General features: G+C 42.8%; 8 protein-coding genes. 2 read left to right on the forward strand and 6 right to left on the reverse strand.

Going from position 1 to position 12,187, the window contains the following annotated elements; all coding sequences use genetic code 11:
* Nucleotides 1–219 precede the first annotated feature (219 nt).
* Entirely contained in the window at nt 220–3,123 is a 2,904-nt protein-coding gene (locus HGR01_RS11010; RefSeq protein WP_045872814.1) for an NHLP bacteriocin export ABC transporter permease/ATPase subunit, read from the forward strand.
* 280 nt (nt 3,124–3,403) lie between these two features.
* On the opposite strand, the gene HGR01_RS11015 is transcribed toward HGR01_RS11010, so the two are convergent.
* The gene (locus HGR01_RS11015) at nt 3,404–3,748 is read right to left on the reverse strand and encodes a type II toxin-antitoxin system Phd/YefM family antitoxin (protein WP_045872812.1); all 345 of its coding nucleotides are present in this window, start codon (nt 3,746–3,748) and stop codon (nt 3,404–3,406) included.
* Nucleotides 3,749–3,840: 92 nt separating this feature from the next.
* Nucleotides 3,841–4,263, reverse strand: coding sequence for an NUDIX hydrolase (locus HGR01_RS11020; RefSeq protein ID WP_045872811.1), 423 nt, complete (start codon nt 4,261–4,263; stop codon nt 3,841–3,843).
* Between the two features lie 512 nt (nt 4,264–4,775).
* Here HGR01_RS11020 and HGR01_RS11025 point away from each other — a divergent pair.
* Nucleotides 4,776–6,635, forward strand: coding sequence for an aspartate kinase (locus HGR01_RS11025; protein ID WP_045872810.1), 1,860 nt, complete (start codon nt 4,776–4,778; stop codon nt 6,633–6,635).
* 230 nt (nt 6,636–6,865) lie between these two features.
* Here the strand turns inward: HGR01_RS11025 and HGR01_RS11030 are convergent, their stop codons facing one another.
* From HGR01_RS11030 to egtD, 4 genes are all read right to left on the reverse strand, one after another.
* The gene (locus tag HGR01_RS11030) at nt 6,866–7,042 is read right to left on the reverse strand and encodes a ribbon-helix-helix domain-containing protein (protein ID WP_168161019.1); all 177 of its coding nucleotides are present in this window, start codon (nt 7,040–7,042) and stop codon (nt 6,866–6,868) included.
* A 3-nt stretch (nt 7,043–7,045) separates the two neighbouring features.
* Nucleotides 7,046–7,984 carry an SPFH domain-containing protein gene (locus HGR01_RS11035; protein ID WP_045872809.1) on the reverse strand — a complete coding sequence of 313 codons (939 nt, stop codon included), beginning with the start codon at nt 7,982–7,984 and terminating at the stop codon, nt 7,046–7,048.
* A gap of 225 nt (nt 7,985–8,209) precedes the next feature.
* Nucleotides 8,210–9,808: a radical SAM protein gene (locus HGR01_RS11040; protein WP_228045220.1), complete on the reverse strand. Its 1,599-nt coding sequence runs from the start codon at nt 9,806–9,808 to the stop codon at nt 8,210–8,212.
* Nucleotides 9,809–10,280: 472 nt separating this feature from the next.
* Complete coding sequence (egtD, locus tag HGR01_RS11045) at nt 10,281–11,258, reverse strand: L-histidine N(alpha)-methyltransferase (protein WP_045872808.1); 978 nt, start codon at nt 11,256–11,258, stop codon at nt 10,281–10,283.
* Nucleotides 11,259–12,187 lie beyond the last annotated feature (929 nt).

Below are 12,187 nucleotides of genomic sequence, written 5' to 3' on the forward strand. Positions count from 1 at the left end.
TTCCTCTCTTCTTCCTTCGTGTACTTCGCGCCTTCGCGGTTTTTTTTATCTCACGCAAAGGCGCAAAGGCGCAAAGAAGAGAGTAATAGATATTAGAGTGAGCTATTTTACAAAAATCCATTAACTTTTATTTCTTCTTCCCTATTCCCTGTTCCCCGTTCCCTTCCTACGCCAGTAATTTCTCAAATTAAACCTAAATATTTTGATATAAATTTAATTATGCTAGCTGAAGAAAATCAGATGGACTTATTTGAAGAACCCTATGAATTTAAGAGTAATGACCCCCTATTACTCAACAATCCCGAAAAAGTTTGGGTGGTTAAATCTGGTTCTCTAGCACTATTTGCAATTAATGTTCAGCACGGCATTGCTAAAGGTAGAAGACGTTATTTATTTAGCGTCAAAGCAGGTGAAGCGATGTTTTCTGCCAAACCCACATCACCTGATGGGCAGCATCATATCATGGCGATCGCTCTTAGTGATGCAGAACTTTTGCCAATTCCACCAGAATATTTAGGTGCGGAACTCCCCGCAGCAGTGGAACGTTGGGTAAATCATCTAGGTTCGGCTGTCGCAGAAATTACTTCTAGAACTATCCCTACGCCCAACAAAACCCCAGGTTGCGCGGTTTTGGGGGATAATGAAGTGTTTCAAGTATCACATGACTCTGTTGCCTGGGTGAAGGTATTACAGGGACAGGCGAATTTACTGGGATTCCCAGATTTAGAATTTAATTCGGAGATGGGGCGTATTCCCTTAAATTCTCAACTCTGGTTACAAGTGCGGGAGATTGTCGAAGTTGACTCAGTAGCGAGTGCAGAGATCACCGACAATCAAACCCTGATTGATGGGGTACAACAAATTCAAAGCTACGTTTTAACAGGACTCCAACAACTCGAACAAAAACATAACCAAGCTGAATTAGTCCGCTTCCAAGAACGGGCGCATCTGAATAATCAAGCGATCGCAACTACCCTGAATGAGTTTGCGAATCTATTTGAAAGCGAAAAAGCTGCGACTTCTCCCTTAAAAACCGCCCTGACTCCCGAAGAAGCGCTATTATTTGCGGCTGGGGCGGTGGGAAGGGTTTTAGATATTACCATTCGTCCCCCAGCAAACTCCGAAGATTTGCGAAGAGTCCGCGATCCTTTAGATGCGATCGCCCGCGCTTCCCGTATCCGCATCCGGCGCATTACCCTGCGGGATGGCTGGTGGAATCGTGATAGCGGCCCTTTATTAGCTTATACATTGGGAGATAATCGCCCAGTTGCAGTTTTACCCGTCTCCGAAACCCGTTACGAACTCATCGACCCCATAGAAAAGAAACGGGTGAAGTGCGATCGCAAAATTGCTCAAACTTTATCACCAACTGCATATACTTTCTACCGCCCCCTACCAGAGACTTTAAAAGTCATCTCTCTGATTCAATTCGCAGCAAAAGGGCATTATAAAGAACTATTTACCATATTATTTGTCGGAATTGCAACCACACTCCTGGGTATGGTGACACCCCAAGCCACCGCAATTCTTATTGACCAAGCAATTCCCGATGCTGATAGAGCGCTTTTATCCCAAATTGCCTTAGGGTTAGTAGCTACTACCTTTGGGGCAACGCTATTTCAGCTTACCCAAGGCATAGCGCTGATGCGCTTAGAAACCTTTGCCGATACTTCCACCCAAGCAGCTATTTGGGATCGATTATTAAACCTGCAAGCATCATTTTTCCGCCAGTTTTCCATCGGTGATTTAAGCGCGCGGGTTTCTGTAATCAGTCAGATTAGGCAAAAACTCAGCAATACTTTACTCAAAACCTTATTTTCTAGCGTCTTCTCGCTCTTAAATTTAGGCTTACTGTTTTACTACAGCCCACCTTTGGCGATGATTGCCGTATTGGTGGCTTTAGTGAATGTCACCGTCACCATTGTGACTGGGATTCTCACACTACGCAAAATCCGCCCCTTGTTAAATATGCAAGGTAAACTCTTTGGAATGATGGTACAAATCATCAACGGTGTGTCTAAATTCCGGACAGTAGGCGCGGAATCGAGAGCATTTGCTTACTGGGGTAAACAATATCGTGAGCAACTCCATTTAACCTTAGAATCTCAGAGTATTGACGATAATTTAGTCGTCATTAATAATCTGCTCTCCGCCTTAACCCCCGCCATCATTTTTGGCTTCGCCACCAGTTTATTGCAACAGTCCCAAGCTAACGGCGGTGGTTTTTCTACAGGGACATTCTTAGCCTTCAATGCCGCATTTGGCACCTTTATCAGTGGTGCAACTAGCTTAAGTACTACCGTAGTTGATGTTTTAGAAGCCCTTCCCCTCTGGGAACGCGCCCAACCCATCCTCAAAGCTACCCCAGAAGTCGATACCAATAAAGCCGACCCAGGCAGATTATCAGGCAAAGTCGAAATTAGCCATGCCATTTTCCGCTATCGCCTTGATGGCCCCCTGACTCTAGATGATGTCAGCTTGCGGGCAGAACCCGGAGAATTTATTGCCTTCGTCGGCCCTTCGGGAAGTGGTAAGTCTACTTTATTCCGCCTGTTATTAGGTTTTGAAAATCTAGAATCTGGTAGTATTTATTATGATGGGCAAGAACTAGCCGGATTAAATGTCAACGCCGTGCGCCGTCAATTAGGTGTAGTATTGCAACACAGCCGTTTAATGTCTGCATCCATATTTGACAATATTTCCAGTAACGCCGTCATTTCAATGGAAGAAGCTTGGGAAGCCGCAAGGATGGCAGGTTTAGCTGATGATATCAACGCCATGCCAATGGGGATGCATACAGTAGTCAGCGAAGGTGGTACAAACCTTTCCGGGGGACAGCGACAACGGTTATTAATTGCCCGCGCTTTAGCTTTACGCCCCCGCATCTTGCTATTTGATGAAGCCACCAGCGCCTTAGATAATCGTACCCAGGCAATTGTTAGTGAAAGTTTAGAAAAACTGAACGTTACTCGCATTGTTGTCGCCCACCGCCTCAGCACCATCCGCAACGCCGATCGCATTTACGTTTTGCAAAATGGGCGTTTAGTACAACAAGGCAATTTTGACGAACTCGCCACCCAACCTGGATTGTTTGGTCAATTGATTAAGCGGCAACAGATTTAGTATAGGGCATGGGGCATGGGGCATTGGGCATGGGGCATGGGGCATTGGGGATGGATTTTGAATTGTTTGTTCCCCAATCTCTCAAGTCAACAAAAAAACCAAAAAACTAGTTACTCAACAAAAAACCAAACAATAATTTTGGAGGGGGTTTGGGGGACGCAACCGTCACCCAATCGGGGGTTTGGGGGAGAATCCCCCAAATGAGCTAGCTGTTTCCACAACTGACAAATCAATCACTAATGATCTTATTTAACCTGTATTGGTCTATAACGATTTATGATCAGCTATCCTGATGTAGCTGACGCTTTCCTCGCGCTTTGATATTTTCTAGTAAACTCGGTAGAGACTCATCATCGTATTCTGTATATTCGCCATTTTTTATCTGTTCAGCTGCGATCGCCATATCTCGTTGTAATGCTTCTAACTTCAACTGACGCAGTTCTGATTCTGCACGCTCAATTCTATCAATCATTTCCTGAAAAGCACTTGCATCATGGACAACTACCTCTGCTTTGCCATTGACGGTTAGGACGAGAAGTAATTTAGTCGCCTTGATCTGCTCTAGAAACTGTTTGACGTTGCGCTTAAAGTCCGTGAGCGAGTAAATATGCTCTAGATTAATCATAAATTAAATATTTAAGTACTTAATTAAATCTCTATTCAATACCTACCAAACCATCCCCAATCCCCAATCCCCAATCCCCAATCCCCAATCGCTCAAAACAGTACTTCAGCTAGAAGAAATCCTTGTAAAATTCTTCTCAAAGAAGTAGTTTTAATTCGCCGCATGGCTTGGGGAATATCTAGCCACTGTCTATCTCGAAACCCAGCTTCGGGATAATCTTCACTCAGGGTTTGCACTGGTAATAAATACATCTTGACGCGATAATTTTTACCTTGTTTGCGATATTTATAAGTACCAATTTCACGAGTATTTACCTGGCCGATGATTCCCGCTTCTTCCCAAGCTTCTTTCGCGGCGGAATCCGGCGGACTCATACCTTCAGGAATATCACCTTTGGGCATTACCCAACTTTGGCGATCGCGGCTTGTGATCAGCAAGACTTGGATTTTGCCATCTTGAATTCTATAAGGAATCACTCCAGATTGCTTCAATACTTTGTTGGCTTTTCGACTCATGTGACGTAGATTCTGTGGTGTCAATTCCTGAGGTACTTGAGACGAGTGATTGATAAACTTAGTGACACTTAGCTTTTACAGGAACTCCAAAAAATAAATTATTCCGTTCAAGTTGTTGATTGTTGACAGTTCACAGTCAACAGTCAACAGTCAACAGTCAACAGTCAACGATAGCAATGGAATATTTTTTACTTGGAAGTCCCTCAGGCTTAATGCTAACTGCATTTTTTCAATCAGGTTGGCACATAGATACTAACTCTTTGTGGTCTAAATATCCTCAATTACTCATTCCCGTTTAGTTATTCATGGACATAGTCGATAAATCGCAATCAGACTGTTAAATGTAAACTATTTTTAATAAAATTATGGTCAATCCATAACATATATCACAGAGATTGTGAGACACAGCGCAATTTTCTGTAAACTAAATAACTGGTAATGCCTTGCTCGGCTTGCCAAATCGCTGGTGTCGTTGATACAAGCAAAGCAGCAATATTGATTTCCCAAAATTTATGGCGCTCATAGTTCAGAAATACGGTGGTACATCTGTTGGTTCAGTCGAACGTATTCAAGCTGTTGCACAGCGAGTATATAAGACTGTTCAACGCGGAAACTCTCTAGTAGTGGTGGTTTCTGCGATGGGGAAAACTACCGATGGACTTGTGAAGTTAGCCAATGCCATCTCTAATAATCCTAGCCGCCGCGAAATGGATATGCTGCTTTCTACTGGCGAACAGGTAACGATCGCATTATTGAGTATGGCATTGCAGGAAATTGGTCAACCTGCAATTTCCATGACTGGCGCACAGGTAGGAATTGTTACCGAAGCCGAACACACCCGCGCCCGGATTTTGCGAATTGAAACAGAGCGCATGGAGCGTTACCTCAATCAAGGTAAGGTGGTTGTGGTAGCTGGATTTCAAGGAATATCCAGCACAGAAGAATTAGAAATTACCACCTTGGGACGCGGTGGTTCCGATACCTCAGCCGTAGCTTTAGCAGCCGCCTTAAAAGCAAATTTCTGTGAAATTTATACCGACGTACCCGGGATTCTAACTACAGACCCCCGCTTAGTTCCCGAAGCTCAACTGATGGCAGAAATTACCAGTGATGAAATGCTGGAACTCGCCAGCTTGGGTGCAAAAGTCCTACATCCCCGGGCTGTGGAAATTGCCCGGAATTATGGTGTGCCTTTAGTAGTGAAATCAAGTTGGACTGAAGACCCTGGGACTTGGGTAACATCGCCTCAACCTCACGGGCGATCGCTGGTGAATTTAGAAATTGCTAAAGCAGTAGATGGTATAGAATTTGATACCAACCAAGCTAGGGTAGCGCTTTTACGCGTACCAGATAAACCAGGGGTAGCAGCTCGGTTATTTGGGGAAATTTCCCGCCAACAAGTCGATGTAGATTTGATTATTCAATCGATTCATGAAGGTAATACTAATGACATTGCCTTCACCGTAACTACACCCATATTAAAACGGGCAGAAGCAGTAGCATCTGCGATCGCCCCCGCACTGAGAAGCAACTCTCATAACAGCGAAGAAGCTGAGGTGATGATTGAGGAAAATATCGCCAAAGTCAGCATTTCCGGCGCAGGGATGATCGGCCGTCCTGGTGTAGCCGCCCAGATGTTCGCCACCTTAGCGACAGCAGGTGTCAACATCCACATGATTTCCACCAGCGAAGTCAAAGTTAGCTGTGTAGTTTCCGCCTCAGAATGCGATCGCGCCGTCGCCGCACTCCGTAGCACCTTTGAAATTGTCGAAGAAAATGAAGCTAGCAAGGAAACTGCAGAGACAAATCACAGAAACATTGTTTCGCCTCTACCCCTCTGCCCCTCTGCCTCTCTACCTGATTCTCCCCCCGTCCGTGGCGTGGCTTTAGATTTGAACCAAGCACGGCTGGCAATTCGCCAAGTCCCCGATCGCCCAGGAATGGCGGCAAAGCTATTTGGATTATTGGCACAGCACAACATCAGCGTTGACATGATTATTCAATCTCAACGCTGTCGTATAGTAGATGGAGTTGCCAGAAGAGATATCGCCTTTACCGTCGCCCGTATCGATGGGGAACAAACCCAGAATTTGCTTTCTCAAGCCGCCGCAGAATATGGCTGGGGTGAAGTTGTCCTTGATAGTGCGATCGCCAAAGTAAGCATCGTTGGTTCTGGTATGGTAGGACAACCTGGTGTAGCCGCGAAAATGTTTGAAGCCCTAGCCCAGAACCAAATCAATATTCAAATGATTGCTACCTCAGAAATCAAAATTAGCTGTGTAGTCGCCCAAGAACAAGGCAGTAAAGCTTTGCAAGTGATTCATGCAGCATTTGGGCTGGCTGGTAGCCAGAAGTTTGTCGTTCCCGCATAGAAGAGCAAGGGGGCAGGGGGCAGGGTGCAGGGAGATCAGAGGCGGTTCGCATAAGACAAATCGATTGATGTTTAAATCCTGTAGAGACGCGATTTATCGCGTCTTCATAACCCTCGGTTAAGGATTTTCAACTCGGAATTTAGTTTGGGGAAAAGGTGAAAGGGTAAGGGTTAAAGGTTTTTTCTTGCCCCTTTTCCCCTTCCCATTTTCCCCTTAACCCTGTTTTGTCACTACTCTTCCTCTGCTTTACCTGGCTCATCTTTCCAGCGTCCTGCTTTTTTGACGGCTTCTGCTAACAAAAACTCAATCTGAGCATTGACGCTGCGGAGTTCGTCAGAAGACCATTTTTCTAGCCGTTCGTAAAGTTTTTCATCCAGACGTAGCAAAAATCGTTTCTTTTGTCCCATTTCCTAGTTATATAGGGTACCAGCATTGATCACGGGTTGGGCGGTTTGCTCCGATGTTAAGACAACCAACAAATTATTAATCATTGAGGCTTTGCGCTCATCATCCAATTCCAGCATTTGTTCTTGACTAAGACGGTTCAAAGCTTCATTTACCATACCTACTGCTCCCTCGACAATCTGCCGACGCGCATCAATTAAGGCTTTTGCTTGTTGTCTTCGTAGCATCATTTGCGCGATTTCTGGTGCATAGGCAAGGTGAGAGAGTCTGGCTTCAATTACTTCCACACCTGTAACTTCTAACCTGGCTTGGAGTTCTTTTTGCAAAGCCTGAGCGATTTCATCGGGGATTCCCCGCAGCGAAGGCGTGGCTGTATCGTCTGGGCTGTCATAAGGATAGCGAATTGCTAACGCCCGAATTGCAGTTTCACTTTGAATCGCCACAAATTCTTCATAGTCATCCACTGCAAACTTAGATTTAGCAGAATCAAAAACCTGCCAGACGACAACCGCGGCAATTTCAATCGGGCTACCTTCGGCATCGTTGACTTTAATAATTTTGCTGTTAAAGTTGCGTACCCGCAACGAAATTTTTTGCTTGCTAGCAAAGGGATTTGTCCACCAAAAACCTGATTCGCGAACTGTTCCCATATATTTGCCAAATAACACCAAAACTACCGCTTGGTTTGGCTCAACGCTAAAGAATCCTGATATTGATGGGATGACAACTGCAATTAATGCCGCAGCCAAGGGAGCAAGAAATTCTGCAGCGCTATCTTCACCTATCAAGTCTGTAACCTTCAAACCTCTTGCCAGTAAAGCTTCTAGCCCCTGTACCCTAGACCAAAGATACCACCCTCCCAGCAACGCGATCGCAATCACCACAGCCAACATAATAAAGCCGTTGACTTTGAACGCCGGAAATTCCTTGATTTTCGGTTCCATAATCTTTGTAATAGTAATTTAATATCTCGATGATATCATCGAGATATCAAAAATGTGGAACCACCCAAATTTAGATTGGGGAAAGGTTAAAGGGAAAAGGGTAAGGGACAAAAACCTTTCTCCTTTACCCTTTACCCTTTTCCCCGCTTCCGTTGCCTTGGCGTACTACTAAATTTCGCGGGCAGAGGAAAACCAATGCCCAATGCCCCATGCCCAATGTTTACTTCAAACTCCCAACACAATCTTAGAGTCGTTGGAGGAAGCTGTACTCACCATCGCAGAATATTCGCCGTTATAGTTGGTAAATGCCAATGGCGCTCTGCGAATATTAGAAAGACGAATTTGCCAATCAGAAACTTCCTCGTAAGTAAGATGACGAGTATTGGAAGTAGTTGTCCATACCCCCCAAAGGCAAGTATCTTCAAACTGCAGCATTCCTGTTTTACGTAAGTTACAAGATTGCGGGGTTCCGGGTAAGGGAATAATGCTGTAGCAGGAAGTTTGAAATTCTAATTGTGGGTTAATCTCTACCAGTTCATCCACAAGTTCCGAAATTGCTTCTTCCAGGCGCAACAAGTCATCATGGTCATCATCTGGTAGCCCGATGATGATGCCATAAGTAACAACTGGTATACCAGTGCTAACTACAGATTTCATCAATGTACAATGCTCCTGCCAAGGTAGCAGTTTCTTATATGCTTCTCCTCCAAACACAGGACGTTCAGCAGGGATATAAGCCAAAGGACAACCAACCTTACCATCCCAGCCAAACAAGGCTGCAATTAGTTCTTCATCTGGTCGCAGGTCGGTGCTGTCATAGTTGCGTCCAGCACCGAGAGTTGTTTTCCGCAGTTCTAAACCATTGGGCCACATGAGAGTGATTCCCATCTCCCGCGCCCCATTGGTAATTTCCAATATTTCTTCTCGTCCTCCAGGGAACAGCCCACGGGCGAGGAATTGATCGGAACCGATATTGATCGACACAGCCCCCGCCTGTTTCTGAATCTCTAACCATTTGAGGGCTGTAGCTGGAGACATTCTGCGAAAGCCAGTCCCGTAGGTGGGTGTCATGCAAAAATCACAGGTGCGATCGCATCCAATGTCTGCAACTAAGGAACCAACAGGTACAAATCCTTGGACGTTGGGGAGTGTCCCTAAGCATTCTTTTGCTACTTCCAAAGAGGGTAGCGCCCACTCATCAGGACTTTTAGCTTTAGTTTTCCGAGGATACTGTCTACCATCAGCGAGAATCACACCTGTGAGTTCTTCTCTTGGAGTTTTGCCCAGTACATAGTCGAAAATCGCCCAGTTTGCTCCCCCAGATTTATCCTGAACTACTGCTGTTGCGCCAGCTTTGAAGTAATGCTGTGGTTCCGCTAACGCATCCGAACCACCCACAACTATGGGGCGATCGCCTTTCGCTAAATGCTCAATCACCATACAACTAACTTGGCGGTCTTGAGAGAAATTGACTGTAATACCCCAAGCATCATAGGCTTCGGGGTCGAGGGTGAAAATTTTTCCCCCGACGTATGTTTTCCTCAGGGTCATCCCTTTCCAAACAATCTCTCCAAATTCTTCACTATAATTGTCATCTCTGAGGTTGACCAAGCGCGCATCAAATCCACCAGCTTGCAAGTCAGCTAGCAACACTTGCTTACTAATTAAAGAGCGATGTCTATATAAAGAAGTCCAATTTTTGCCTTCTGCATCGTAGAGTCCTGTTGCTGGCGGTTCAATTAGTCCAATTGTCGGACGCTTCTTGTTTGTCATAGTCGAAGGTGCAGTATGGGGGATAAACGCAGAGTTGTTTTGTTGTGTCATATTGGTAGTCTTGAAGAAACAGTTTGCAAGTGCAATATTTAGGCGATCGCTAAAACTTTTATTTATTTGCCCTTACAAAAAATAACTAATTGTTGGGCTATTAACATCATCAATTTTGAATTTTGATGCATAAATTAACATAATCAAACATCTAATTATCAAAGTTTTTTCGGGTGATATCTTTCTCAAGATTTAATGGCAAAAAAGACAGCAGCATTCAAGCAGATGAGTATTGATGTTGTTCATCAAATCAAGCAATAAACTATTGTTTCTATAGGGGACAATGGCTTAATAATTAAAACAGAAACTTATTTTGATGTTTTGTTAATGCCTAACCAATACTACTTGGTTAAGCATTTTGAACTCAAAGTTAGTTTTGGGTTAAAGGTTTGTTATTTCCCTTTTCCCATTCCCCTTTTTCCCCTTAACCTAAAAATATTGACTGCCTAACCCTATATTGATTTCAAATCAATTAAACTCTTTGGCAAAGAATTAAGCCAAACCATTGCTGTGGATCTGTCCAAGTTTTTACAGTTTTTAACCCTTGCATCTCCAATTGTTTTTGCATATTTGCTAAATCAAACTTCCGCGAGATTTCGGTGAGAATACTTTCACCTGCTTGAAAGGAGACTTTTAAATCTAAAATTTCTAGATTCACCCAATGCTTTTTTTGACAACGGAGATACATCTCAATTTGAGAATCAGCTTGATTATAGATAGCTTGATGGGTGAATAAGTCGATATCAAAATTACCTTGAAAACGCCAATTTAAATGGGATAGCATATTTAAATTAAAAGCTGCCGTTACTCCCTGAATGTCGTTATAAGCAGGCTCTAAAATTTCTTTGGGTTTTTGTAAATCAATCCCTAAAAGAAAGTAATCGCCTAGTTGTAATGTCCTTGAAATTTGTTTTAAAAATGCATGACAATCTTGTGGCTCGAAGTTCCCCAGAGAACTACCTAAGAAAAAAATCATCCGTCTATAGGCGAATGTAGATTCTAGTTTGACTAATGCTTGCTCGTATGTTGCTATTAATCCATTGATAGAAAATGTCGGATATTTTTGCTTGAGATTGAGGACAGTAGATTTGAGAATTCCTCCACTCACATCGATAGGTATATATTGACAATACTTGGCAATTTTTTGATAAGCATCTAACAAAAACACTGTTTTTGTAGAACTACCACTACCTAATTCTACTAATTCACAAACACCTGTAATTTGAGCAATTTCATCGGCACATTGCTTTAAAATTAAGGCTTCTGTGCGGGTTGGATAATATTCTGGTAGTTCACAAATTTGTTCAAATAATTCTGAACCGCGATGATCGTAAAAATACTTTGGCGGTATTTTTTTGGGAACTTGAGTTAATCCTTGAATGACATCTGTACCATCTTGATTAATCAGATCATGGTGACGCTTAAGACTTATTAAAGATGTAACTGACATTTGTGTTTCTGAAGTACTGAATGTTGGACAAAATTAGAGTTTTGGCTACTTTTATATAGAAAAAGTAGACCTAAAGCGAGGTCATCTCAAAACTTTGAGTTTTTATTGCAATCCTTGCAGGACTTGCAAAATTACTTATGAAGCTAGGGAACAACCAACAAGTATCAGCCAACAGAAAAGAAAAACTTACAAATGTACTCTGGCTTTCAAAAATGAAAGAAGATTTTTATAAAAGCTAGAGTAAATACCCGTAATAGTATATTCACATTCAACAGATAAGGTCAAGTCAAAAATAACAACACTTCGGTGAAAAACAACTTTTCTGAATTTTTATTGGTGTAAAAGTACCACTGAGAACGAGATTCAAATAATATTTATCCAGCCACTCTCTGCAAAAAAATAGGCTCTCCTATACCAGTTATAAAAAATTAATACTTGATATTAGGTTAAATCCTTACATAGTCAGAAATTCCAGATAAACAAAGTATATTTTTATTAAATATTTGATGATATTTGATACAAATCTTGTTAAATTAAATCTTTTAAGCTGATACGCACCTAAATCAAATATTTTGGCTATTTTGGCGTTAGGACTGTCAAGAGTCCAGAGTCAAAGGCTAGTTTGGACTTTGGACTCTTGACTTTTGACAACCTGAGTGCGAAATATACAATTTAAATGCTTAACAGCTTAGACATTTTTGAGTGTGAAGTCTGGGATAGCCAAAAAATATAACGTCATTGAAGATTGAGGGATGCAAACCCTCTTATCCCATTTCACTTTAAAAATGATACAGCAGATTGCTAGTTGGTGAGGTATAGATAATCGTTGATTGTCAGGGTAAGGCAGTGCCATTCCCCTACCTGTGTACCTCATTTACCTGAAATACGCTGTACATATGGGCAAGCAGAGGAGGCAGGTTAAAAGTTTT

It is taken from the genome of Tolypothrix sp. PCC 7712 (assembly GCF_025860405.1).
GTDB classification, from domain to species: domain Bacteria; phylum Cyanobacteriota; class Cyanobacteriia; order Cyanobacteriales; family Nostocaceae; genus Aulosira; species Aulosira diplosiphon.